Annotated in this window: 23 protein-coding genes; 8 read left to right on the top strand and 15 right to left on the bottom strand. The window is 72.7% G+C overall.

The window, feature by feature from the left end:
* Nucleotides 1–41 precede the first annotated feature (41 nt).
* Complete coding sequence (gene pulA / locus ACZ5DC_RS06665; RefSeq protein WP_468650090.1) at nt 42–5,441, top strand: pullulanase-type alpha-1,6-glucosidase; 5,400 nt, start codon at nt 42–44, stop codon at nt 5,439–5,441.
* Between the two features lie 131 nt (nt 5,442–5,572).
* The gene (locus ACZ5DC_RS06660; RefSeq protein WP_468650088.1) at nt 5,573–5,935 is read left to right on the top strand and encodes a 5-carboxymethyl-2-hydroxymuconate Delta-isomerase; all 363 of its coding nucleotides are present in this window, start codon (nt 5,573–5,575) and stop codon (nt 5,933–5,935) included.
* A 112-nt stretch (nt 5,936–6,047) separates the two neighbouring features.
* Here ACZ5DC_RS06660 and ACZ5DC_RS06655 read toward each other — a convergent pair whose 3' ends face one another.
* The gene (locus ACZ5DC_RS06655) at nt 6,048–6,494 is read right to left on the bottom strand and encodes an ATP-binding protein (RefSeq protein ID WP_468650086.1); all 447 of its coding nucleotides are present in this window, start codon (nt 6,492–6,494) and stop codon (nt 6,048–6,050) included.
* Between the two features lie 246 nt (nt 6,495–6,740).
* Between ACZ5DC_RS06655 and ACZ5DC_RS06650 the strand changes: the two genes are divergently transcribed.
* Genes ACZ5DC_RS06650 through ACZ5DC_RS06640 form a run of 3 tightly spaced genes read left to right on the top strand, consistent with a single transcriptional unit; the run spans nt 6,741 to nt 8,718 of the window.
* Nucleotides 6,741–7,613 carry a helix-turn-helix domain-containing protein gene (locus tag ACZ5DC_RS06650; protein WP_171156931.1) on the top strand — a complete coding sequence of 291 codons (873 nt, stop codon included), beginning with the start codon at nt 6,741–6,743 and terminating at the stop codon, nt 7,611–7,613.
* Nucleotides 7,610–7,861 carry a DUF397 domain-containing protein gene (locus ACZ5DC_RS06645; protein ID WP_468650085.1) on the top strand — a complete coding sequence of 84 codons (252 nt, stop codon included), beginning with the start codon at nt 7,610–7,612 and terminating at the stop codon, nt 7,859–7,861. Before ACZ5DC_RS06650 ends, ACZ5DC_RS06645 begins: the two co-directional genes overlap by 4 nt.
* A gap of 38 nt (nt 7,862–7,899) precedes the next feature.
* Nucleotides 7,900–8,718: an SAM-dependent methyltransferase gene (locus ACZ5DC_RS06640; protein ID WP_468650083.1), complete on the top strand. Its 819-nt coding sequence runs from the start codon at nt 7,900–7,902 to the stop codon at nt 8,716–8,718.
* Here ACZ5DC_RS06640 and ACZ5DC_RS06635 read toward each other — a convergent pair.
* The 3 genes from ACZ5DC_RS06635 to ACZ5DC_RS06625 all read right to left on the bottom strand — a co-directional run bounded on the left by ACZ5DC_RS06635 (nt 8,715) and on the right by ACZ5DC_RS06625 (nt 11,980).
* Nucleotides 8,715–9,404, bottom strand: a complete 690-nt coding sequence (locus ACZ5DC_RS06635; protein ID WP_468650081.1) for a TetR/AcrR family transcriptional regulator — start codon at nt 9,402–9,404, stop codon at nt 8,715–8,717. The two genes, ACZ5DC_RS06640 and ACZ5DC_RS06635, sit on opposite strands and share 4 nt — an antisense overlap.
* 106 nt (nt 9,405–9,510) lie before the next feature.
* A complete protein-coding gene (locus ACZ5DC_RS06630; protein ID WP_468650079.1) occupies nt 9,511–11,430 on the bottom strand; it encodes a hypothetical protein in 1,920 nt (639 codons plus the stop codon).
* Between the two features lie 49 nt (nt 11,431–11,479).
* Nucleotides 11,480–11,980: a tetratricopeptide repeat protein gene (locus ACZ5DC_RS06625; RefSeq protein ID WP_468650077.1), complete on the bottom strand. Its 501-nt coding sequence runs from the start codon at nt 11,978–11,980 to the stop codon at nt 11,480–11,482.
* Between the two features lie 115 nt (nt 11,981–12,095).
* Here ACZ5DC_RS06625 and ACZ5DC_RS06620 point away from each other — a divergent pair, with 115 nt between their 5' ends.
* Nucleotides 12,096–12,488 (top strand): hypothetical protein, encoded by a 393-nt coding sequence (locus tag ACZ5DC_RS06620; RefSeq protein ID WP_468650075.1) that lies wholly within the window; start codon nt 12,096–12,098, stop codon nt 12,486–12,488.
* Between the two features lie 80 nt (nt 12,489–12,568).
* Here the strand turns inward: ACZ5DC_RS06620 and ACZ5DC_RS06615 are convergent, their stop codons facing one another.
* The 8 genes from ACZ5DC_RS06615 to ACZ5DC_RS06580 all read right to left on the bottom strand — a co-directional run bounded on the left by ACZ5DC_RS06615 (nt 12,569) and on the right by ACZ5DC_RS06580 (nt 21,155).
* The gene (locus tag ACZ5DC_RS06615; RefSeq protein ID WP_468650073.1) at nt 12,569–14,152 is read right to left on the bottom strand and encodes a DUF1996 domain-containing protein; all 1,584 of its coding nucleotides are present in this window, start codon (nt 14,150–14,152) and stop codon (nt 12,569–12,571) included.
* A gap of 135 nt (nt 14,153–14,287) precedes the next feature.
* The gene (locus ACZ5DC_RS06610; protein ID WP_468650071.1) at nt 14,288–14,941 is read right to left on the bottom strand and encodes a LuxR C-terminal-related transcriptional regulator; all 654 of its coding nucleotides are present in this window, start codon (nt 14,939–14,941) and stop codon (nt 14,288–14,290) included.
* Nucleotides 14,926–16,203, bottom strand: a complete 1,278-nt coding sequence (locus ACZ5DC_RS06605; RefSeq protein ID WP_468650069.1) for a sensor histidine kinase — start codon at nt 16,201–16,203, stop codon at nt 14,926–14,928. Before ACZ5DC_RS06605 ends, ACZ5DC_RS06610 begins: the two co-directional genes overlap by 16 nt.
* A 31-nt stretch (nt 16,204–16,234) precedes the next feature.
* On the bottom strand, nt 16,235–17,284 hold the full coding sequence (locus tag ACZ5DC_RS06600) for an NAD-dependent epimerase/dehydratase family protein (RefSeq protein ID WP_468650067.1): 1,050 nt from the start codon (nt 17,282–17,284) through the stop codon (nt 16,235–16,237).
* A gap of 233 nt (nt 17,285–17,517) precedes the next feature.
* On the bottom strand, nt 17,518–18,093 hold the full coding sequence (locus tag ACZ5DC_RS06595) for a winged helix-turn-helix domain-containing protein (protein ID WP_468650065.1): 576 nt from the start codon (nt 18,091–18,093) through the stop codon (nt 17,518–17,520).
* 493 nt (nt 18,094–18,586) lie between these two features.
* Entirely contained in the window at nt 18,587–19,618 is a 1,032-nt protein-coding gene (gene glnII / locus ACZ5DC_RS06590) for a glutamine synthetase (protein WP_366749244.1), read from the bottom strand.
* 380 nt (nt 19,619–19,998) lie between these two features.
* Nucleotides 19,999–20,664 (bottom strand): hypothetical protein, encoded by a 666-nt coding sequence (locus tag ACZ5DC_RS06585; RefSeq protein WP_468650063.1) that lies wholly within the window; start codon nt 20,662–20,664, stop codon nt 19,999–20,001.
* A 119-nt stretch (nt 20,665–20,783) separates the two neighbouring features.
* The gene (locus ACZ5DC_RS06580) at nt 20,784–21,155 is read right to left on the bottom strand and encodes an ArsC/Spx/MgsR family protein (protein ID WP_468650061.1); all 372 of its coding nucleotides are present in this window, start codon (nt 21,153–21,155) and stop codon (nt 20,784–20,786) included.
* A 163-nt stretch (nt 21,156–21,318) separates the two neighbouring features.
* Between ACZ5DC_RS06580 and ACZ5DC_RS06575 the strand changes: the two genes are divergently transcribed.
* The gene (locus tag ACZ5DC_RS06575) at nt 21,319–21,633 is read left to right on the top strand and encodes a hypothetical protein (protein WP_468650059.1); all 315 of its coding nucleotides are present in this window, start codon (nt 21,319–21,321) and stop codon (nt 21,631–21,633) included.
* Between the two features lie 53 nt (nt 21,634–21,686).
* Here ACZ5DC_RS06575 and ACZ5DC_RS06570 read toward each other — a convergent pair whose 3' ends face one another.
* Together ACZ5DC_RS06570 and ACZ5DC_RS06565 are read right to left on the bottom strand one after the other, a co-directional pair.
* Nucleotides 21,687–22,868, bottom strand: coding sequence for a winged helix DNA-binding domain-containing protein (locus ACZ5DC_RS06570; RefSeq protein WP_468650057.1), 1,182 nt, complete (start codon nt 22,866–22,868; stop codon nt 21,687–21,689).
* An 18-nt stretch (nt 22,869–22,886) separates the two neighbouring features.
* On the bottom strand, nt 22,887–23,105 hold the full coding sequence (locus tag ACZ5DC_RS06565) for a hypothetical protein (RefSeq protein WP_468650056.1): 219 nt from the start codon (nt 23,103–23,105) through the stop codon (nt 22,887–22,889).
* 311 nt (nt 23,106–23,416) lie between these two features.
* Here ACZ5DC_RS06565 and ACZ5DC_RS06560 point away from each other — a divergent pair, with 311 nt between their 5' ends.
* Nucleotides 23,417–23,692, top strand: a complete 276-nt coding sequence (locus ACZ5DC_RS06560; RefSeq protein WP_468650054.1) for a hypothetical protein — start codon at nt 23,417–23,419, stop codon at nt 23,690–23,692.
* Nucleotides 23,693–23,709: 17 nt separating this feature from the next.
* Here ACZ5DC_RS06560 and pspAB read toward each other — a convergent pair whose 3' ends face one another.
* Entirely contained in the window at nt 23,710–24,294 is a 585-nt protein-coding gene (gene pspAB, locus ACZ5DC_RS06555) for a PspA-associated protein PspAB (protein ID WP_468650052.1), read from the bottom strand.
* Between the last annotated feature and the right edge of the window lie 2 nt (nt 24,295–24,296).

Here is a 24,296-nt window from a genome sequence, read left to right as displayed (position 1 = left end):
TGCAGCAAGCATCCAGCGACCCCCGCAAGGAGTCATCCCCTGTGATACCGAGATGGCCGGCGCCGCGCAGGCGCCGTACCCCGCACCGCGGACGGGCCGCGGCCGTCACCGTCGCCGCCCTCGCCGCCGCACTGCTCCAGCCGCCGGCCGCCCACGCGGCCACCCCGCCCGCGCCCCCCTCGGACGCGAAGCTCGCCGCCGTGCCCGCCCGGCACGACGACACCCGCGAGCAGTTCTACTTCGTCCTGCCGGACCGCTTCGCCAACGGGGACGCCTCCAACGACAGGGGCGGCCTGACCGGCTCCCGCCTGTCCACCGGGTACGACCCCACCGACAAGGGCTTCTACCAGGGCGGCGACCTCAAGGGCCTGACCCGGCGGCTGGACTACATCAAAGGCCTCGGCACCACGGCCATCTGGCTGGCGCCGATCTTCAAGAACCGCCCGGTGCAGGGCACCGGCAGCAACGCCTCGGCCGGCTACCACGGTTACTGGATCACCGACTTCACCCAGGTCGACCCGCACTTCGGCACCAACGACGACCTCAAGTCCCTCATCTCCAAGGCCCACGCCAAGGGCATGAAGGTCTTCTTCGACGTCATCACCAACCACACCGCCGACGTCGTGGACTACGACGAGAAGTCCTACGGCTACCTCTCCAAGGGCGCCTTCCCCTACCTGACGAAGGACGGCAAGCCCTTCGACGACGCCGACTACGCCGACGGCGGGCGCGCGTTCCCGGCCGTCGACGCCGGCTCCTTCCCGTACACCCCGAGGGCCACGAGCGGGAGCAAGGTCCCGGCCTGGCTCAACGACCCGGCGATGTACCACAACCGGGGCGACTCGACGTACGCCGGCGAGTCCACCACCTACGGCGACTTCTCCGGCCTGGACGACCTGTGGACCGAGCGTCCCGAGGTCGTGCGCGGCATGGAGAAGATCTACGAGCGGTGGGTGCGGGACTTCGCCGTCGACGGCTTCCGGATCGACACCGTCAAGCACGTGAACATGGAGTTCTGGACCCAGTGGGCCACCGCGCTGGACCGGTACGCGGCCGGGCGCGGACGGAAGAACTTCTTCATGTTCAGCGAGGTCTACTCCGCCGACACCGCCGTCACCTCCCCGTACGTCACCCAGGGCCGCCTGGACGCCACCCTCGACTTCCCCTTCCAGGACGCGGCCCGCGCCTACGCCTCCCAGGGCGGCAGCGCGCGCAAGCTGGCGGGTGTCTTCGGTGACGACTACCGGTACACGACCGACAAGGCCAACGCGTACGAGCAGGTCACCTTCCTCGGCAACCACGACATGGGCCGCATCGGGTACTTCCTGAAGCAGGACAACCCGAAGGCGACCGACGCCGAGATCCTGAACAAGGACAGGCTCGCCAACGAGCTGATGTTCCTCAGCCGGGGCAACCCGGTCGTCTACTACGGCGACGAGCAGGGCTTCACCGGCTCCGGCGGCGACAAGGACGCCCGCCAGACCATGTTCGCCTCCAAGGTCGCCGACTACCTGGACGACGACGAGATCGGCACCGACCGCACCCACGCGAGCGCCGCCTACGACACCAGGGCCCCGCTGTACCGGCAGATCGCCGCGCTCGCGAAGCTCCGCAAGGCCAACCCGGCCCTGACCGACGGTGTGCAGACCGAGCGGTACGCGGCCGACGGGCCCGGCGTCTACGCCTTCACCCGTACGGACGCCGGGAGCGGCCAGGAGTACGTCGTCGCCCTCAACAACGCCGACGAGGCGAGGACGGCGACGTTCGCGACCGGATCCGCGGACATGCCCTACCGGGGGATCCACGGCGCCACAGGCTCCGTCCGGTCGGACGGCGACGGCAAGGTCACCGTCACCGTCCCGGCCGGCGCCGCCGTCGTCTACAAGGCCACCGGCGCCCTCGCCGAGCCGGCCGCCAAGCCGGTGATCACCCTGACCGCCCCGGCCGCCGGGGCCACCGGGACGGCCGTGCTGAAGGCCGACGTCGACGGCGGGCAGCTCAACCGGGTCGTCTTCGCCGCCCAGGTCGGCGACGGCGCGTGGAAGACGCTCGGCTCCGCCGACCACGCCCCCTACCAGGTCACCCAGACCCTCGGCAGGGACGTGCCCGCCGGCACCGCCCTGCGCTACAAGGCCGTCGTCGTCGACTCCGCCGGGCACACCGCGAGCGCCACGGCGAGCAGCACCACCGGCACCCCGCCCGCGCCCGAGGTCCCCACGGCCTCCTCCCGGGACTACGCGGTCGTCCACTACAAGCGGACGGACGGCGACTACGCCGACTGGGGCCTGTACGCCTGGGGCGACCTCGCCGACGGCGAGGCCACGGACTGGCCCGCCAGCCACCCCTTCGTGGGCCGGGACGCCTACGGCGCCTTCGCCTACGTCAAGCTCAGGCCGGGCGCCTCGAACGTCGGCTTCCTGGTCATCGACAAGAACGGCGACAAGGACGTCTCCGCCGACCGGTCCATCGACGTCACCAGGACGGGTGAGGTGTGGATCGAGCAAGGCAAGGCCGACGTCCTGACCACGAAGCCCGACTACCCGGCGCAGGACGAGACCAAGGCGGTCCTCCACTACCACCGGGCCGACGGGGACTACGACGGCTGGGGCCTGCACGTCTGGACCGGCGCCGCGCACCCCACCGACTGGCCGAACCCGGTGAAGCCGGTCAAGACTGACGCCTATGGCGCGGTCTTCGAGGTGCCGCTCAGCGCGGGTGCCACCAGTCTCAGCTACATCATCCACAAGGGCGACGACAAGGACCTGCCCACCGACCAGTCCCTCGACCTCACGTCGAACGGCCACGAGGTGTGGCTGTTGAACGGCCAGGAGAAGTACCTGCTGCCGCAGCCCGCGGGCAGCGCGGCCGCACTCGACCCGACCACCTCCAAGGCGATCTGGATCGACCGCGGCACCGTCGTCTGGAACGGCGTCGACGGCGCCGCCTCCACCCAGCTGCTCTCCTCCCACGACGGCTCGATCACCGTCAAGGACGGCGCGCTGACCAGCGACGACGAGCGCTGGCTGCGACTGGCCAAGACCACCCTGACCGACGCCCAGAAGGCGAAGTTCCCGCACCTGAGGGACTACACCGCCTGGTCCGTCGACCCCCGCGACCGGGAGCGGGTGCGCGGCGCGCTCGCCGGGCAGCTCGTCGCCACCCAGCGGGCCGCGAACGGCGCGGTCCTGGCCGCGACCGGCGTGCAGACCGCCGGCGTGCTGGACGACCTGTACCCCGGCGCGACGAAGGCCGCCCTCGGGCCGACGTTCCACGACGGCAGGCCGACCCTCGCCGTATGGGCGCCGACCGCGCAGAGCGTCCGCCTCGACCTCGACGGCACGTCCGTGAGGATGCACCGCGACGACACCACCGGCGTCTGGTCCGTCACCGGCCCGGCCTCCTGGAAGGGCAAGCCCTACCGCTACGTCGTGCAGGTCTGGGCGCCCAGCGTCCGCAAGGTGGTCACCAACAAGGTCACCGACCCCTACTCGGTCGCCCTGACCGCGAACTCGGCGCGCAGCCTCGTCGTCGACCTGAACGACAAGTCGCTCGCCCCCAGCGGCTGGGCGGCCCTGAGCAAGCCCAAGGCCGTCCCGCTGAAGGACGCGCAGATCCAGGAGCTGCACATCCGGGACTTCTCGGTCGCCGACAAGACCGTCCCGGCCAAGGACCAGGGCACCTACCTGGCCTTCACCGACAAGAACAGCGACGGCTCGAAGCACCTGCGGGCGCTGGCCGAGGCCGGCACCTCCTACGTGCACCTGCTGCCCGCCTTCGACATCGCCACCATCCCCGAGAAGAAGGCCGACCAGGCGACGCCGGACTGCGATTTGGCCTCCTACCCGGCCGACTCCGACAAGCAGCAGGAGTGCGTGGCGAAGACCGCCGCCAAGGACGCCTACAACTGGGGCTACGACCCGTACCACTACACGGTCCCCGAGGGCTCCTACGCCACCGACCCGGACGGCACGGCCCGTACCGTCCAGTTCCGCCAGATGGTGCGGGCGCTCAACCAGGACGGGCTCCGGGTCGTCATGGACGTCGTCTACAACCACACGGCGGCGAGCGGTCAGGCGGACACCAGCGTCCTGGACCGGATCGTGCCCGGCTACTACCAGCGGCTCCTCGCCGACGGCTCGGTGGCCACCAGCACCTGCTGCGCCAACACCGCGCCCGAGAACGCGATGATGGGCAAGCTGGTGGTGGACTCCGTCGTCACCTGGGCGAAGCAGTACAAGGTCGACGGGTTCCGCTTCGACCTCATGGGCCACCACCCGAAGGCCAACATCCTGGCCGTCCGCAAGGCCCTGGACGCGCTGACCCTGAAGAAGGACGGCGTCGACGGCAAGAAGATCATCCTGTACGGGGAGGGCTGGAACTTCGGCGAGGTCGCGGACGACGCCCGGTTCGTGCAGGCCACGCAGGCCAACATGGCCGGCACCGGCATCGCCACCTTCTCCGACCGCGCCCGTGACGCGGTGCGCGGCGGCGGCCCCTTCGACGAGGACCCCGGTGTCCAGGGCTTCGCGTCCGGGCTCTACACCGACCCCAACTCCGCCACGGCCAACGGCACGAAGGAGGAGCAGAAGGCGCGCCTGCTGCACTACCAGGACCTCATCAAGGTCGGCCTGACCGGCAACCTGGCCGGGTACCGCTTCACCGACACCGACGGCAAGGAGGTGACCGGCGCCGGGGTCGACTACAACGGCGCGCCCGCCGGGTACGCGCACGCGCCCGGTGACGCCCTGGCCTATGTGGACGCCCACGACAACGAGTCGCTGTTCGACGCGCTGACGTACAAGCTGCCGAAGGACACCTCCGCGTCCGACCGGGCCCGGATGCAGGTCCTCGCGATGGCCACGGCCGCCCTCTCCCAGGGCCCCGCGCTCTCCCAGGCGGGCACCGACCTGCTGCGCTCCAAGTCGCTGGACCGCAACTCCTTCGACAGCGGGGACTGGTTCAACGCCATCCACTGGAACTGCGCCGACGGCAACGGCTTCGGGCGCGGGCTGCCCCCGGCGGCCGACAACCAGTCCAAGTGGCAGTACGCCAGGCCGCTGCTGAGCACGGTGAAGGTCGGCTGCGAGCAGATCACCGGCGCCTCGGCCGCCTACCGGGACCTGCTGAGGATCCGCACGAGCGAGAAGGCGTTCTCCCTCGGCACGGCCGCGCGGGTGCAGCAGGAGCTGTCGTTCCCGCTCTCGGGGAAGGACGAGACGCCGGGCGTGATCACCATGCGCCTCGGTGACCTGGTGGTGGTGTTCAACGCGACGCCCGGAGCGCAGGAGCAGCGGATCGCCTCGCTGGCCGGGGAGCGCTACCGGCTGCATCCGGCGCAGGCGTCGGGGGCGGACCCGGTCGTGAAGACCGCGGCGTTCGTCCCGGACTCGGGGACGTTCGCCGTCCCCGGCCGTACCGTGGCGGTCTTCACCCGGCGGTGACGCGCGGGTACCGGTGAGGTGGGGCGGACCCCGCCCGGGGTCCGCCCCACCTCACCGCAGGGAGGCGCCAGGACGGGGCGGCGGCACCCGGGCTAGGGTGACACCGTTGCCCGGGAACAGGAGTGAGCTTCATGCCGCAGATCACCGTCGACTACTCCGCCGTGATGACTCCGGCCTTCGACCGTGTCGGCTTCGCCCGCGCCCTGCACACGGCGACCGTCGAGATCGCGGACGCGAAGCCGGAAGCGTGCAAGACCCAGTACCGGCCCAGCGCGCTCACGGCGTTCGGTTACGAGGACCCCGAGGAGCAGCGGCACGCCGTCGTCCACGTCACGATCGGCCTGCTCACCGGCCGTACGGAGGAGACCAAGGCGCGCCTGACCGAGGCCGTCCTCGAACTGCTGCGCGAGCACGTGCGCGACGACGGGTTCGTCCTGCACGCCTCAGCCGAGGTGCGCGACCTCGCGGCCTCCTACCGGAAGTTCGAGCGCTAGGGCCTCTCGTTCGGATCATGCCGGGCTCGCGGGCCCTGGCACCGCGCCAGACCCCGCTCCCTGATCCGGCCTGATCCGAACGAAAGACCCCAGGTTCGCCGCCCGCCGGTGCTCACAGGCCCGTGGCCAGGTTCGCCCAGACCGCGTTGCCCCCGGTGAGCGGCGAAGGGACGACTCCCCAGCTGTCCGCGATCTCCTGCACGAGCAGCAGTCCTCGGCCGCACTCGTCGTCGGGACCCGGCACGCGGCGGGGCAGGCGGCGGCCCGAGTCGTCCCGGTCGTGCACCTCCAGGCGCAGGCCGGCGTCCGACAGCAGACGGATACCGCACAGGATGCGCAGGCTGAAGGTGTGCAGTACCGCGTTGGTGGCCAGCTCGGACACCAGGAGCACGGCGTTGGCGCAGGCGTCTTCGGGCACCCGCCAGGAGAACAGCCGTGCGCTGACGAAACGCCGCGCCGTTCTGACGCTCGTGCGGTGACCCGGCAGTTCGAGCCAGTGCGCGCGGTCGGTGTTCGCTCCGCCCAGGTGCCGGAGTGAGGAAGTCGTGTGGGGGGACACGGCGGTCGCCTTCCATGGAGGGGCGCGATAAACGACGCGTTCACCAACTCGCCTATTCAGTACGGCTGTTGGCGCGCCTGCGTCTCATGTGACGGGGGCTTCGTCACACAAGTAACTATGCTCGCGGACTAGTTCACACTGCAACCGACTCCCTGATAATTTCAGCCGGACGTGATCCGGTCCGATCGACTCGGCAAGTCGCCATATCCTCGGTCCTGGTGACGGACTCTCAGGAGGCAGGGCAGCATGAACGAGGTACGCGCGGGCGCCGGCAGCAGTGCACCCACCGTTCTCCGCATGATCCTCGGCCGGCGGTTGCAGGACATGCGCCTCGGCGCGGGCGTCTCCCTGGACGACGCGGCCAGGGCCCTGCGGGTGAAGCCCCTGACCATCCGCCGGCTGGAGAAGGCCGAGGTCGGCCTGAAGATCCTCTACGTCGAGAAGCTGCTCCAGACCTACGGCGCCGACCAGCAGGAGATCGACGAGTTCGTCGCCCTCGCCGAACGGGCCAACGAGCCGGGCTGGTGGCACCCGTACCGCGATGTGGTACCCGCCTGGTTCACGGCCTACGTGAGCCTGGAGACCGGTGCGAAGGTGCTGCGCACCTACGAGCCGCACTACGTCACCGGGCTGCTGCAGACGCCCGCCTACGCCCGGGCGACCCTGGGCGGCGGTTTCCCGAACGACACCACCGAGGACCTCGATCGGCGCGTCGACCTGCGGCTGCGCCGCCAGAGCCTGCTGGAGAAGCCCGACGCGCCCACCCTCTGGGTGGTGATGGAAGAGACCGTGCTGCACCGGGTCGTGGGCGGGCCCGAGGTGATGCGGGAGCAGATCGACCGGCTGCTCGAAGTCTCGGAACTGGAGCACGTCAGCCTCGACATCGTGCCCTTCTCGGCGTGCGCGCACGTCGGGGCGTGCGCCCCCTTCACCTACTTCCGGTTCGAGGAGCCGGAACTGCCCGACATCGTCTACAGCGAGCTCCTCTCCGCCGCCGTGTACCTCGACCAGCGCTCCGACGTCGTGGCGCACCTGGAGGCGCACAACCGCATGTCGCTGCTGACCTCGTCCGCGGACAGCAGGGCGCTCTTGGACCGCATGCGCAAGGAGTACTCATGACCATCGCCGGGAGCAGTGTGTACAACGGGATGCCCGCCTCGGACCTGGGGGACCAGGGCTGGGAATGCCCGTGGAGCGGCCCCAACGGGGGCCAGTGCGTGGAGACGAAGCGACTCGCCGACGGACGCGTGGCCGTGCGGCAGTCGACGGACCCCGACGGTCCCGCGCTGATCTACACGCCGGAAGAGATCACGGCGTTCGTCACGGGGGTCAAGAGAGGCCTGGCCGACCACCTGACGGCCCACTGACCCGGACAGCCGACGCACCCCCCACCGAAAGGGACAGGATGACCAGCTCGCAGCCCACACGGAGTATCGACACCAGCAGGCCGCACTCCGCCCGCATGTACGACTACTACCTCGGCGGCAAGGACCACTTCGAGGTCGACAAGCAGGCCGCCGAACGCGTGGCCGAGGCGTATCCCGCCATCTTCGTGTGCGCCCGTGAGAACCGGGCCTTCATGCACCGGGCCACCCGCGTCCTCGCCCGGGAACACGGCATCCGCCAGTGGCTGGACATCGGCACCGGCATCCCCACCGAGCCCAACCTGCACCAGGTGGCCCAGTCCGTGGTCCCCGACGCCCGGGTGGTCTACGCCGACAACGACCCGCTCGTCCTCAAGTACGCCGAGCGCCTCATGCGCAGTACCCGCGAGGGCCGTACGACGTACATAGAGGCGGACGTCAACAACGTCGACACGCTGCTGGACTCCGCCGAGCTCACCGCGGTACTGGACCTGAGCCGGCCCGTGGCGCTGTCCCTGAACGCCCTCATGCACTTCGTCACCGACGCCCAGGACCCGTACGGCATCGTCCGTCGCCTGCTCGCCATCCTGCCCTCCGGCAGCGCCCTGGCGCTCAGCCACTGCACGCCCGACTTCGACCCGGACACCTGGCAGAAGGTCACCGACATCTACACCTCCGCCGGCACCCCGGTGCAGTTCCGCTCCCGTGCCGAGGTCACCCGCTTCTTCGACGGGCTCGAACTCCTCGACCCGGGCGTCACCGTGGGCCACCACTGGCGCCCCGACCCCACCCGGCCCGGCTCCGACACCCCGACGGACGCCGAGGTCAGCCTGTGGACGGGGGTGGGCATCAAGCCCTAGGAGGCGAGCGCTATCAGCCGGCCGACCAGTTCGCCGAACGGACTCTCGGCCGGCTCCTCCCCCAGGGCGCCGCGCAGGACCGCCGCCATGTCCTCGTCGTAGGCGGCGCTGACGGCGGCCAGCGCGGCGAAGTCCTGCACGAGCTGCTTCTCCAGCTCGGCGCGCGGGATGTGCCGGCCGTCGAGCCAGATCAGCGCCGTGGACTCGGCGAGCGAGATCCAGGAGCGGACGACCAGCTCCAGGCGCGGGGAGGCTTCGGTCACGCCCAGGTGTGACAGGATCTGGTCGAACGCGGCCTGCCGGACGGAGTCGACGAGCGCGTTGGTCGTGGTGGAGCCGACGGCCGGGCCGCCGCGCATCAGGGCCGAGAAACCGGGGCCGTGGTCGTCGACGAAATCGAAGAAGCGGCCCATCACGCGATGCAGCCGGGCGCCCAGCGGGCCCTCGTGCGGCTCGGTGAAACGGCTCGCGAGGTCCTCCGACGCACGCTTCAACGCGGCTTCGTACAGGCTGAGTTTGCCCGGGAAGTAGTGGTAGACGAGCGGCCGCGAGATGCCCGCCGCCGCGGCTATCTCGTCGATGGAGACCTCGTCGGGCGAGCGTCGGCTGAACAGGTCGAGGGCGACGCCGATCAGCTGCTGCCGACGTTCCTCGACACCCATCCTGCGGCGAACCCCGGTACTCATGCGAACACTTTACCGATCGATTCCGGCCGCCCGTGATCACCTGTCGGGAACCGGGTGATCACTCCGCGTCGGGGAGCCGCGGACGGGCGCGGACCACCCCGGCCGGCTAGTGCAGCCCGCTGATCTCCCGGCCGTCCGTCAGGGTGCCCTCCAGGTCCGCCCGCGCCCCCTGCTCGGCCTTGACGGCGAGCAGCCGCCCCTGCCCGGACGCGGTCACCCCGCCCGTCGCGGAGACCGACGACGTCCCCTCGCTGCCCGCGGCCAGCAGGTACCAGCTCCCCGCCGCCGACTTCCACAGCACCCCGGCCAGCACATGGGGATCACGCGGCCCGCAGGCCGGCACGTCCGTGGCCTTGGCGACGACCGCCCCGGCCGCCCCGCCCGGCGTGCGGAACTGGGCCAGCACGGCCGTGCCGTCGCCCCGCCAGGTCTCCGCCCGCGTGCACACCCACGCACCGGTCCCGGTGCCTTCCGGCAGCGGCTGCTCGGCGTACGCCCAGGCGTTGACGCTGCGGACGCCCGACGAGCGCTCGGCCGCCAGGGAGCAGGCGAACGGCGCCCAGGCGCGCAGGCCGCGCGCGCCGGACGCCTCCCCGGCCGCTCCGGGCCGGCCGGCCGTGAGGTGGGCCGGGACCAGCTCGCCGAGGTCGGTGGTGAGCCGGGTGCCGAAGGCGTCGGTCAGCTGGAGCACGGTCCACGAGGTGCAGCCGCCGGTCCGCACGGCGGGGCTGGCCAGCGGCGCGGTGACGCCGTCGGCGAGGGTGAGCGGCGTCGCGGCAGCGTCCGGCTTCGTCAGGTCCCGCTGCGCCGCCTTCGTCACCCACGGGGCGGTCAGGTAGCGGACGTTGCCGTCGGAGCGGCCCAGCACCAGCGCGCTCGCCCCGGCGCCCGTGGCCCCGTCGACCCGGGCGAAGTCCAGGGCCGCGCCCCGCGTGCCGTTCTTCGGCTCGGCGTAACGGGCGATGCGCAGACCGTCGTAGAGGATCACCACCCGGGCGGCGTCGACCTCGCCCGCGTACAGCAGCTGGGGCGGGCCGGCCGGGCCGCCGGTCTGGGTGCCCGGGGTCGCCGAGACGCGGACCGCCTCCCCGGGGCGGGCCCAGACGGCGAGGGCGCGGCGCAGCAGGGCCCGGTCGCCGGTGAGCGGGCCGCGCGCGGGCCACACGGAGAAGTCGGTACGGGCCGAGGTCCGCCAGGCGGTGGGGGCGGCCCGGACCACCTTGCCGGGGTCGAGGGCGGCCTCGGCGGCCGGGTTCTCGGCGTAGGAGGGCGCGGCGGCGCCGTCGGGGCCCCAGCCGCCGCCGGGCAGGGCGACCAGCGCGCCGCACACCGCGAGCGCCGCCGCCGCGGCGAGGGCGGCCTTGGTGTGCTGGCGGCGGCGCATCAGATCGGTGGGCCGGGCCTGGAGCGAGCACGGGTCGAACTCGGGGGAGGCGAGCAGCCCCGGCTGCATGGGCACGCTGTTCGCCGAGGCCAGCGCGCCCCCCGGGTCGGAGACCCCGGCGGCGTCGAGCAGGTCGCGGATGTCCGGGTCGGGCAGCTTCTCCAGGCCGCGCAGGACGTAGGCGGCGCGGGCCGGGCCGGACAGGGCGGACAACCGCTGGTCCAGGGCGAGTTCGTCGGCGCCGCCGGAGCGCGGGAACAGCTTCAGGCCCCACACCTGGGGCAGCGGCGGCGGCAGCTGGGCGAGCCGGGGCAGGCCCGTGCGGGGGCGGGCCGCCGCCAGGGCCGTGCACAGGACCCGCTCGCGCAGATAGGCGTACCGGGGGTCGGCCTCCCGGCCGGTGGCCTGGGCCGGGAGCACGGACGGCTGCTTGCGGCCCCGGGGCAGGGCGCGCTGGACGAGGGCGTGTGCGGTCAGGACCCGGCGGCTGCGGCCGAGGCCCGGCGGCAGCACCAGGTAGGCGAGCCGGACCAGCCGGGGGTAGTGCTCGACGAGCGCGGCCTCGGCCTGCTCGAAGCCGACCGGGCCGGCGTTCCCGCCGGGGGAGGGTGCGTGACGCTGGGATACATCCTGTGACTGCACGTCCGGGAGAACGAGCGAGCCGGCGGTTGGTCACCGCCGGACGAGTGGTTCACACCCCGGGTTCGACCAGGGCGCGCGCGTAGTTCGCCATCGACCGCTGGTAGCGCGGCAGATGGGGGGCGAGCGCGCCGAGCACCAGGGACAGGCCCTCGCGGTCGCGGCCCAGGCTGGACAGGCACAGGGCGAGCGCTGCCCGCACCGCGTCGTCCAACTCGTCGGACGGTGCGTCGAGTTCGGGCGTGAGCAGCTTGACGCCCTCCTCCGCCTGACCGGTGTTCCGCAGCGAACTCGCCAGCTGGATCCTGGCCCGGCGGCCCTTGTACCCGTCGAGTCCGCGGGCCAGCGCCTCCCGGTACAGCGGCACCGCCTTGTCGGAGTGCCCGGTGGAGTCCCAGGCGCAGGCCCGCTCGAAGGGCCCGAGCGGGCTGCCGTCCGGCAGTTCGGCGACGAGGGAGTCGATCAGGGCCCGGAACTCGGGCGCGCGCTCCTCCGGATACTCGTCGAAGGCGGCCCAGGCCGCGGTCACGCGGTCTTCCCAGTTCTGGTTCACCGCGTCACCATCGCACACCCGTGCCCGCCAGGTCACCGGATTTGAGCGCAGCGCGCGCGGGAGCCGTATCCGAGGGCGCTGGGGCACGCTCGGCACACCCGACCGGAGGAAACAGATGAGGTTGACAGGACTGCTGCTCGGCGCCGCGGCCGTACTGACGCTGGCGGGCTGCGGCTCGGGCGGCACTACGGAGTCCGTGCCGCCCACCGCGACCGGCAGCCTGGAACACCTGGCCGCCGAGGTGAAGTGCGAGCCGAACATGCAGACCGACGCGGACGAGATCCGCCAGGCCATCTGCGGCAGCGGGAAGGGCAGGTTCATCCTCGCCACCTTCGCCACCGACCGCGGCCAGCGCGAGTGGATCAACGACGCCAAGGACTACGGCGGTCACTACCTGGTCGGCCGCAAGTGGGTCGCCGTCGGCGACGACGGGGTGGTCAAGACGCTGCGCGGCACGCTCGGCGGCGACCTGGAGGACGGCGCCGACCACCACGCGCACAGCGGCTGACGAGCGCGTCCGGGCGCGGCGAAGGCCGGTGACGGGAGGGGGGTTCGTCACCGGCCTTCTGTCCTGCGCCCGCTAGGGCATCACGAGCAGTTCTGACCGCGGTTGACGCAGTTGGCGATCTTGTTGGCCAGGCCGTTCTTCGTGACGCTGATGAAGTCGTCGTGGTCCGTGGCCGCCTTGTGCAGCTGCTCCGGGAACCCGTCCACCGCGTAGGCGTTCTTCACCTGGCCGTTCTGGAGGACCGGGGGCGTGATGTCGTACACCAGGCGCATCGTCAGCTGCGGGATCGCCTTGAAGCCGTTCTGGCAGTTGCCGCTCGCGTCGGCGAACGCGACGTGCGTGCGGTGGTTGGCGCTGTCGGTGTTCTGGCCGTCCCAGCAGCTCTGGAAGGCGAACGTGCGCACCACCTTGCTGCCTTGCGGGCAGATCGGGTACTGCGTGGTCAGCTGCACCTTGTTCTCGAAGCCGGTGCAGCTCCAGTGCGCGTTGGCGTTGGCCAGACCGTTGGTGGTGGTCTTGGCGTCACCGGTGATGATGCGCAGGAACTGCGGCATCGCCACGACCTTGCCGCGCGGGCTGCCCACGTACTTGATCTGCGCCTGCACCGGGGTCAGGATGCGGCCGACGTTGCCTTCCTTGCCGCCGCCGTCGGCGTTCTGGTCGAAGTCCTGGGTGCCGTCCTGGACGCGGACCACCGGCCAGTAGTACGACGACAGGTCGCTCTGGTTCCGGCAGCTGGTGGCGGCCTGGAGGAACGTCTGGTTGCTGGAGAAGGCGTTGACCTTCTGGTTGCCGACGTAGTCGTGCAGGTGGTGCGCGCCGTTGGCCACACCGGGGGCCACGATCACGTTGTCGGTGTTGTGGTTCTTGTTGGCGTTCACACCGCAGCGCGTGGTGAAGGAGCCGGTCGAGGCGTTGCGGCCGGCGCGCGGCTTGGCCTTGACGTTCGGCTGGACCTTGGTGATGTCCACGAAGTCGGCCGCGACCGGGCCGTTGCCGGCCTGCCCGCCGATGTTGCCCTGCTGGCCGTTCTGACCCTGCTGGCCGCCCTGCTGCTGACCGCCGTTCTGCTGGCCGCCTTGCTGCTGGCCGCCGTTCTGCTGGCCGCCTTGCTGCTGACCGCCGTTCTGCTGGCCGCCTTGCTGCTGGCCGCCGTTCTGCTGCTGGCCGCCGGCGGTGGTCTGGTTGGCGTTCTGCGCCGTGCAGTTGGCCAGGGTGTCCAGGCTGCCGGGAGCGGTGCCGCCGACACGGGTGATCTCCAGCCTGATCCGGTCGAGGATCACCTTCCGCCGGTCCTGGAGCGGCTGGAGGATGGAGTTCTGCACGAAACTCGCGTCCCTGGCCTGGGCGTCCCGCGTCGTCGCCAGACGCTGGTAGGCGTCGGTGATCTGGCGGTCGAGGTTGGCCAGTTCACCGGCGACCTCGGTGCGGGCCTGCGCCGGCACGTTGGTGAGCTGCTGGCCCACGTCCGGGCAGGAGATGGTCGCGACCTGCGCCGTCGCGGCCTTCGTCTGGTTGCCTCCCCACGACTGGTTGTCCGACTCGTGAGCCGAGGCGTAGAAGTTCGCCCAGATCAGCCCGCCCCCACCGAGCGCTAGGGCCGCCGATGCGGCTATGGCCTTGGTGGCCAGCGGCGTACGGCGTTTTCGTGTGTTGCGTCCCATGGAACTCCTCTGACTTCCTTGCGGGGCAGCATCGAGGCGCCCGACAGGAGTGAAGCGGCGCCCTTCCATACGGACGCCGCCCCGGAGGCGTTCAGCGGTCGCACAAATTCTTCGCGCAACAAGGGAGTTGACAGGTCAGCGGTCCCGGTCCAGATGGGCGAGGACGGCCAGGACGCGCCGGTTGTCGTCATCCGACACCTCGAGTCCCAGCTTGGCGAAGATGTTCGAGGTGTGCTTGGCGATCGCGCGTTCCGTGACCACGAGCTGTGCCGCGACGCCCGCGTTGGACCGGCCCTGCGCCATCAGCTCCAGCACCTCCCGCTCGCGCGGGGTGAGCCGGCCGAGCGGCGTCGTGCCGGCCGACCGCCGGGACAGCAGCTGCTGGATCACCTGCGGGTCCATCGCCGTACCGCCCGCCGCCACCCGCCGTACGGCGTCGACGAACTGCTCCGCGTCGAACACCCGGTCCTTCAGCAGATAGCCGATCCCGCCGTCGCCGTCCGCGAGCAGCTCGCGCGCGTAGAGCTGCTCCACGTGCTGGGAGAGGACCAGCACCGGCAGTCCCGGCCGCGCCCGCCGGGCCGCGAGCGCGCACTGCAGGCCCTCGTCGGTGTGCGTCGGCGGCAGGCGTACGTCGACCACGGCCACGTCCGGCTCCACCTCTGCGAGCGCGCGGGCGAGTTCGGGCCCGGACTCGACGGCGGCGGCGATCTCGAAGCCGTAGGCCTCCAGCATCCGCACCAGTCCGTCGCGCAGCAGGAAGAGGTCTTCGGCTAGGACAACACGCACGGGATCTCCATGGTGACCATGGTGGGACCGCCGGCGGGGCTGCTGACGGCCAGGACGCCGTCGAATGTACCGAGCCGGCGCTCCACCCCCGCGAGCCCCGAGCCGGCCCCGACCGCCGCCCCGCCCCGGCCGTTGTCGGTGACGGTGACCCGCAGCCGGCCGTCGGCGTGGTGCACGTCGACCCACACCCGGTCGGCGCCGGAGTGCTTGACCGCGTTGGTGAGCAGCTCGTTCACCGCGAAGTACGCCGCCGACTCGACCGGCGCGTCCGCGCGGCCGGGCAGCTCCACGGCGACCTCCGCGGCCAGCGGCAGCCGGAGCGCCAGCGCCCGCACGGCGTCGCCGAGCCCGCGTTCGGCGAGGACCGGCGGATGGATGCCGCGCACCAGGTCGCGCAGCTCCTCCAGGGCGTCGGCGGAGTTCCGGCGGGCCTGGGCGATCAGCTTCTTCGCCTGCGCCGGGTCCCGCTCGACCAGCATCTCGATGGTGCCGAGGTCCATGCCCATGGCGACCAGCCGGGCCTGCGCCCCGTCGTGCAGGTCCCGTTCGATGCGGCGCAGTTCGGCGGCCGAGGTGTCGACCGCGTCCCGCCGGGTGTCGGTCAGCACCTGGACCCGCTCGGCGAGTGCGGCGTGGGAGGCGCCGATCATGGCCCGGGTGAGCGTGAAGTGCGCGGTGAGCAGGCGCGGCGGGAGGCGCCAGGTGGCGGCGAGGACCACGGCGCCGAGCGCGGCCGCGCCGAGGGCCGTCGCCTGGCCGGTGACCGGCACGAAGCCGTACCAGTAGACGTCGCCCGGTCCGCGGACGTCCGTCCGCCACAGCCCGGCGCCCACCAGGCACCCCTGGACCGGGAAGAACACCAGCACCGCCGGCAGCAGCGCGGTGAAGAAGCCCGCGGTCATGTCGGCCGGCAGCCACAGTACGTCGCGCCGTACCTGCGGGTCCCCGAGCAGCGCCACGGTGCGCGTCCACGGGTTGGCGCCCGCCGGGAGCGGCCGGTACACCGCCGGGATGCGGACCCCGCACCACTCGGCCGCGAGCCTCCTGCGGGCGTCCGCCAGCGCCCTCACCCCCGTGAGGACCGCCGGGGTGGTGACGAGCCCGATGCCGAGCGGGACGAGCGCCACGGACAGGAGGGTCAGGGCGAGGAACGCCACCCCGCACGGCAGGACCACGAGAGCCAGCACCAGCCCCCGCACGGCGGCCAGCAGCGTCTCCCTCACCTGGGCGCGCAAGCCGGCCCTGTCTTCGTCGGTGTTCATGCCGCCAGTCTTGCCGAAGCCCGCGCCGGGGTCAGTCGTCCGAGGACCCCTCCTGGAGGGTGGTGCCAGGTACACCCCCGGTCCGTGCCAGCAGCTCCGCCTCCACCTCCGGGTCCAGGCCGACGCGGGCCCGGTCCGGGCGCCGGGGCGCCGTGCCGCCGATCTCCGTCAGCCACCGCCAGGTGTCCGCGACGGTCTCGCCCACCGGCCGGCACACCAGCCCCGCCGCCACCGCCCGCGACACGTCCGCGCCGTGCACGGCGTCGTACGTCTCGCCGCCCGGCGGCACCCACACCGGCAGCTCGGTCCACGGCTCGATCCCGGCCCCGAGGATCACCTCCGGGCCGGTCCAGCGCAGCTCCGCGTCCGCGCCGGTGACCCGCAGGCACGCCCGGAGCAGCCCGCCCATGGTGGTGTGGCCGGGCGGGCTCACCAGGTCGTAGGGCCCGGACAGTCCGCGCTCCAGCGCGCCGAGCAGCCACTCGGCGAGGTCGCGCACGTCGACGTACTGCACGGGCAGGTCGCGCGGGCCGGGGGCCAGGACCGGGCCGCCGCGGGCGATCCGGGTCAGCCACCAGGGCAGCCGGCCGACGTTCTCGTACGGGCCGAGGATCAGCCCGGCCCGGACCAGCAGCGAGTCCGCCGCGCCGAAGGCCCCGACGGCGGCCAGTTCCCCGCCGCGCTTGTCCCGCGCGTAGTCCGTCGCCCCGGCGTCCGCGGCGGCGCCCCCGACCAGCGGGGCGTCCTCCGCGCCGCCGCGCGGACAGGGCCAGGCGTACACCGACCGGCTGGAGACGTACGCGTACCGCCCGGCCCGGCCGCGCAGCAGCCGGGCCGCCTCGTGCACGGCACGCGGGGCGGCCGACCAGGTGTCCACCACGGCGTCCCAGCCCTCGCCGCCGTCCGCCGCGAGGGCGGCGAGGCCGTCGGGCGCGGTGCGGTCGCCGTGCAGCGACCGCACCCCGGCCGGGGGCCGGTGCCGTCCCCGGTGGAAGACGGTCACCTCCCAGCCGCGTCGGAGCGCGGCCTCCACCACGGCCCGCCCCACGAACTGTGTTCCGCCCAGCACGAGAAGTCTCATGCCGGGATCGTGCCCGGTCCGGCCGGTGCCGGTGCGGGGCTCTGCCGAGGGCGGAACGGCCGACGGGACGCGGATGCGGGGACCCCGGCGCCGGGCGCGCACCGGAACCGCGGGGCGGGCGGCCGGCACCGGCTCGGGTGGGAGCAGGGCGGCCGCGACGGGGCCGTACGGCCGCCTCCGTCCCCGCCCTGGCCGTGTGCGGCTTCGGGGCGGCACCGGTTCGGGCCGGACCGTCAGCGGGCGGTCGGCGGGGTGTACTTGTAGCCCACCCGGCGCACCGTCTGGATCGCCTGGCGGTGCTCCGCGCCCAGCTTGCGGCGCAGCCGGGCGATGTGGACGTCGACGGTGCGGCCGTCGCCGACGTGGCCGTAGCCCCATACCGTGGTGACGAGCTGGTCGCGGGTGTGCACCCGGTGCGGGTGCGCCACCAGGTGCGCCAGCAGCTCGAACTCCAGGTAGGTGAGGTCGAGTTCGCGTCCGTCGACGCTGGCGGTGCGCCGCACGGAGTCGATCCGCACCAGCGGCTCGGTGCCGGGGACCGGCTCGGTCTCCGGCTGGTCCGGGACCGCGACCGGCAGGAACGGGGGCCGCTGGTCGGCCGGGACCAGCACCAGGTAGCCGACCATCGGCGGCTGGCCCGGCAGGGTCGGCAGGGTGTGCTGCGGCGCGGGCAGCCAGGTGGCGCCGGGCGGCAGGAAGTCCGCGACGTCCACCACCTCGTCCCGGTCGACGGCGCGCAGCCGGTGCCGGGTGCCGTTCGAGGCGGGGGCGGACAGGGCGGCGGTGGAGAGGGAACGGGAGGTCGCCATGAGAGGTCAGCTCTTTCGCGCGAGGAGTTCGTCGGAAGGTGCGGCGGCCGCGATTCGTGGTCGGGCGCGCCGGAGGACGTACGTCGTTCCGCGCTGGCCGAAGGCCGGGGTGTACGGCTTTAGAGGGCCCGCGCGTTCCTCGCGCGGCGACACACACGGTCGAAGTCGTGGTGCTGACGGGAAGGCCAGAACGGCTCAAGGTCGTGGCGACCCGTCGCGGTGATCTGCTGGAAGCCGTTCATGCGCCCATTGAAGCAGAGGCGTGCGCCGGGCAGGAGTCTCCTCTCACTGCTTGGACGCTTCCTTGGCGTGAAGTTGACGTCGCGTCCACCCGCGGCCCCGGCTTTCCGCCCTGGTCAGCGCCTTGGCATGGCCGTTCGGCGGCCGGATCCCCGTCTCACTCCTCGGACGGCGGCGGGGCGGGGGCGGGGCGTGCGCGCGCGAGAGGGGCGCCCGCCTCACGGCGGGCGCCCCTCGGACGCGTCGGTACGGATCAGACCTGGCCGGCCTTCTCCAGCGCGGTGCAGCAGGTGTCCACCAGCAGGCGGGTCACCACGTAGGGGTCGACGTTGGCGTTCGGACGGCGGTCCTCGATGTAGCCCTTGCCGTCCTTCTCGACCTGCCACGGGATACGGACGGAGGCGCCGCGGTCGGAGACGCCGTAGGAGAACTCGTCCCAGGGGGCGGTCTCGTGCAGGCCGGTCAACCGCTCGTCGATGCCGGCGCCGTAGCTCTTCACGTGGTCCAGCGGCTTCGAGCCCTCGCCGAGCGACTCGCACGCGGTGATGACGGCGTCGTAGCCCTCGCGCATGGCCCTGGTGGAGAAGTTGGTGTGCGCGCCCGCGCCGTTCCAGTCGCCCTTGACCGGCTTCGGGTCCAGGGTCGCGGAGACGCCGAAGTCCTCGGCGGTGCGGTACAGCAGCCAGCGGGCCACCCACAGCTGGTCGGAGACCTCCAGCGGGGCGAGTGGGCCGACCTGGAACTCCCACTGCCCCGGCATGACCTCGGCGTTGATGCCGGAGATGCCGAGACCGGCCTTCAGGCAGTTCTCCAGGTGGGCCTCGACGATCTCCCGGCCGAAGATCTCGTCGGCGCCGACACCGCAGTAGTAGCCGCCCTGCGGGGCCGGGAAGCCGCCCTCGGGGAAGCCCAGCGGCCGGGAGCCGTCGAAGAAGGTGTACTCCTGCTCGATGCCGAAGACCGGCTCCTGCGCGGCGAACCGTTCGGCGACCTCGGCCAGCGCGGCACGGGTGTTGGACGGGTGCGGCTCCATGTCGGTGTCGAGCACCTCGCACAGCACCAGCACGTCGTCGCCGCCGCGGACCGGGTCCGGGCAGGTGAAGACCGGCTTGAGCACGCAGTCCGAGGAGTGGCCCTCGGCCTGGTTGGTGGAGGAGCCGTCGAAGCCCCAGACCGGCAGCGCGTCGAGACCGGCCGGGGCACCCGTGATGATCTTCGTCTTGGACCGCAGCTTGGCCGTCGGCGCGGTGCCGTCGATCCAGATGTACTCAGCCTTGAAGGTCACGGGGCCACATCCTTCGGGGGTGGGTCGGGTGCACGCGCGGGTGCTGCGGCGCGGCGGCACCGGTGCGCCGCTCGATCTGCCGGGCAGCTTGTCAACAGGCCGTTTCCCGTCCATTGCCCGTCCGTGAACCCCGTGTTACCTGGTCGTTCCGCGTCCGGGCCCACCTGGTCACCCGGCCCGACCTGGTCACCCGGGCCCACCTGGTCGCCCGCCCCGGCCGGCCCGCCAGGAGGCCGGCGCCGGTCCTGCTGCCCGTGGCCGCGAGCAGCAGGACCCTTGTCCCTCACGAGGCGGTGGCGCGGGCCGGTGCGCTGCCGCCACGGACGGCACCACCGGCCCCGGTCCGCCACCTCACCGGTTTCCTGTCGGTTTCCCGGGCCTCACCCCACCTTCTCGATCACCGCGCGCCGGATGAGGAACTTGCCCGGTTCCCGGACCTGTTCGAAGGCGGCGTTGTTGAGCAGGACGCAACTGCCGGAGACGGACGTCACCTTCACCGTGGTGGACTTGTCGTTGTCCAGGTTGGTGACCTTCAGGGTCGTCCCCGCCGGGAACTGGTTGCTGGACGCGGCCGGGGCGCCGCCCTCGCCGGAGAGCGTCACGGTGGAGCCCTTGCACACCTGCTGGCCCGCGCCTTGCGGGGCGCCTCCGGCGTGCTGGCCCGCGCCCTGCTGGCCCGCGGTCTGGCCGGTGCTGCCGCCCTGCGCCGCCTGGGAGCCCTGAGCCGACTCCCCAACGGTGCAACCGGACGCCTTCTGCTGGACCTTGATCTGCTCGACGACCGCCTGCCGGTTGGCGATCCGGGCCGCCGACTGCGCGTCCGGTTTCGCCTTCTGGTCCGCGATGAACCTCTCGTTGTTGCCGAGGGCCGTGGCCAGCCCCTGGCAGACGGTCGAGTCCCCGGCGGACAGCGTCCTGGCGCCCTGCGGGCTCTGCGCGGCGTCGGAGGTGGCCGCCAGGGCGAAGGCCCCGCCGCCCGCCACCGCCGCGGCGCTGACGAGCAGCGCGAGCTTCTTCTTGGTACCGAGGGTTCTCCTGCGCGACATGCGCGCCTCCTGAAGAGGTAGGGGAGCGTACGCCGCTATGTACGAGATACCGAACGTGGTTACTCAGCGGTTACAGGAGTCGGTGAAGTGGCCTGCGTCACGCGGGAGTTGCCCCGGTCTCAGCCCTTGCCGCTGTGGGAGATGGCCTCCCGTACGGCTTCCTCGCTGCGGGCCACCAGCGTCGTACCGTCGTCCGCGGTGATGATCGGGCGCTGGATCAGCTTGGGGTGCTCGCTGAGCGCGGCGATCCAGCGGTCCCGCGCGCTCGCGTCCCGCGGCCACTCCTTGAGCCCCAGTTCCTTGGCGGCCGGCTCCTGGGTGCGCGTGATGTCCCACGGTTCGAGGTGCAGCCGGTCCAGTACGGCCCTGATCTCGTCGGCGCTCGGCACGTCCTCCAGGTAACGGCGGACGGTGTACTCGGCCCCCTCGGCGTCCAGCAGGCCGACCGCGCTGCGGCACTTGGAACAGGCGGGATTGATCCAGATCTCCATGCCGGACACGGTACGCGAAAACCGTTGGGCACCCTCGTCACTGGAGCCCCGAAAACCCTTGTGGCCAGGGGATTTTGTCAGTGGTGGCCCGTAGAATAGAAGCAGTGTTCGAGGGTGCGCGCCGGGCCCCGGTGCGTGCCCTGACCGCGACAGGAGGATGCCTGTGCCCGCTGCCGCCCTGAAGCCGAAGCCGTTGCCGACCCAGTCCACCGCCCAGCGTTCCGTGCTGTTCGACTCGCCCTACGAGCCCGTGGCGAAGCGGCCGCTGCCGGCCGGACGGCCGCGCGAGTGGTACGTCACGCACAACCGGCGTCTGAAGGCCATGCGCCTGGCCATAGCCCTGCTCGACTCCGGCGTGTACCTGCCGGACCAGGCCCGGAACGAGACGATCCGCGACACGGCGGAGCGGATCGGGATGCGCCCGCCGTCCGACACCACGTGCCACATGGTGCGGGCGCTGATGCGTTACTCGCGCTGAGCCGGCCGTGCTGCCGGGTGCCCCGCGTCACCGGCGCGGGGCACCCGGCGCCGTCACGCCGTCAGTTCCCGCTCCAGCGGGGTCCTGAAGCGCGGGGTGATCCGGGTCGCGCCCAGCCAGCCGCGCAGCCGCTCCGCCTCCGCCGCGACCTCGGCCGCGGCCTCCCGGCGGACGCCCTCCTCGGGAATCCGCCAGACGATCCCGCCGTCCGCGCGCTGGGCCCAGCCGCCCACCACACGGCCGTTCCACCACACCGTCGGACCCACGTTGCCGCTGCGGTCGAAGAGCAGGGGGCGCAGCGCCGGGTCCAGGTACCAGTCGCGCTGCTGCCAGGCCATGGCCGTGGGGTCCAGGGCGGGCAGCAGCGCCGCCCACGGCACGCCGGGTCCCGTCACCGGCTCCGCGTCCCCGGCGTCGACGTATCCCGTGCCCTCGTCCAGGGCGACCTCCTCCGCGCCGATCGCGGCCAGCGCCCGGCGGACCTCCCGGAGCGTCCAGCCCGTCCACCACTTCAGGTCCGCCTCGGTCGCCGGGCCGCACGCGCGCAGCCAGTGGCGCAGCAGGTCCGCCTGGGCCGCGGCCGGGTCCAGCTCGGGGTGGGGCGGCGCCGGCGCCCAGCGGAACTGGCTCGACGTCCAGGAGCCGAGCGGGCGGCCGCGGACGACTTTGCCCTCCACGCCGAGCACGCGCAGCAGGCGGGTCGAGACCGTGTGGACGCCCTCGTAGTTCTTCCCGGCCGCGTAGACGAACCGCTCGCGCAGGCGCGGCTCGTCCGCCGCCAGCTCCGCCGCGGTCGCCTGGCCGCGCCGGGCCAGCGCGGCGAGCGTGGCCTCCTCGACCTCCGCCAGCCACGCCGCGTCCGGCGCACCGGCCAGCGCCATGTCCCGGAGCAGGGCCGCGCGCTCCCGGGCGGCCACCGTGAGGCCCGTCGAGGCGTGGACGACGGCCGTCAGGGCCGCCGGGAACACGAACACCGTGTGCCGCATGCCGTGCATCCGCACCAGCGTGCGGTCCTCGTACAGCGCCCGCTCCGTCTCCGGCACCGCCTTCGCGGGGTCGGTCAGCCGGGCGGCGACCGCCAGGTGCACGGTCGCCGGGTCAGAGCCGTGCAGGGCGACCAGGGAGGCCGCGACCTCCTCGGGCGTCACCGCCCGCGCCGCCCCGGCCAGCCGGTGCCGCACGGCCAGCCGGGCCCGCCGCTCCACCCCGTCGACGTACCGCCGTCCCTCCGCCATACCGGCCTCCCCTTCGGCTCAACGATCCGTTGCCGCCATGGTCGCCGGTGCCACTGACAACGCGCGCGGGGACGGGGCTGCGGAGCCGCGCGCCGGGCTCAGCAGGGTCTTCACGAACTCCCGGCGGTCCCCGGGGTGGTCGTGGAGCCACCGGCCCAGCATGTGGCCGGCGTCGGGGAGGCCGAGGCGGGTGCAGTCGGCGCGGGTCGAGAGCGCCTCCCGGACGGCCCGGGTCACGCGAGAAGCGTCCCTCGCCGGTGTCGAACGGCACGTCCCAGGCCGCGGGCGGGCAGACGGCGGGCGCGCACAGGCCCACCACGACCGCCCGGCGCCCGTAGTGCCGTACCAGGTCCGCCACCGTCTGCTCGTACCGCCGCCGCAGGCTCGACTCCGCGAGAGTGCGTGCATGGCGTCGCGGGGCAGACGGGAGTTTGACGACAGGACCTGGCGGCCGCCCGCGCCCCGGAAAAAGGGATGCACGGACCGTCATCGACTCCCTACGCTGAGCGAACGAAGCGCGTCCCCGCGACCCACCCAGGAGGTCCGTCATGCGTGGCATTCTCGCGGCCGGGACCGTCGTCCTGGTGCTCCTCGGAACCGGTGACCACCTGTGGTGGCTCGCCGCCGTCGTCCTGCTGTACCTGTACGCGACGCACGGCCGCGGCTCGCCCGGCACCACCCCGCCGGCCGGCCCCGGCCCCCCGCCCGACAGCTACCGGGCGTACCGGGACCGCCGGGACCGGCAGGCCAGGTGGGAGCGCCGCTACCGCCGTGAGCGGCCCTTCGACGCCCGGCGGCAGGAGCGGGAGAAGGGCGGGAAGTGAGCGGGGCTTGCCGGCCGTCACAGGCCGGGGGCGCCCCACACCGGGAACCAGCGCCCGAGGTCCTGCTCGATCCGCAGGTCGTTGTCGAGCGTGGCCTTCAGCTGGAGTTCCAGCGCGGTGTCCCGCCGCTCGGCGGCGCCGGGCAGCGGGGCGAACGGGTAGAACGTGCCGCGCTTGTAGAGGTAGACGAGCGCCAGCTTCCGGCCGGTGCCGTCGGTGAACCCGGCCAGCGAGCACAGCAGCTGCGGGCCGAAGCCGTTGACCTCCAGCGAACTGTTCACGGCGTGCAGATCGTTGACCAGCTCGGGCAGCTGGCCGGGGGAGCGCCGGGACACCAGCCAGGAGTAGCCGTAGCCGTCCCGGCGCAGTTCCACCGGCGGACCGGTCCGGTCGGTGTCCGCGTCCAGCAGCGCCTGCACCTCGCGGTGCGTCTGCTCGAAGGCCGCGCCCTCCACCGTGGCGAAGCACACCGCCCCCTGTCCGGTCGGCGTGAAACCCGCCGCCGCCTCCAGCGTCACGGCCGCCGACGGCAGCGCGAAGAGCCGGTCGAGATCGGGCGCGACCGGTTTCGTACGGCCCAGCAGGATGTCCAGCAGCCCCACCG

It is taken from the genome of Streptomyces sp. NPDC031445 (assembly GCF_055581365.1).
The sequence above is the reverse complement of the archived record's forward strand: the minus strand, read 5'-3'. Positions and strand labels throughout refer to the sequence as shown.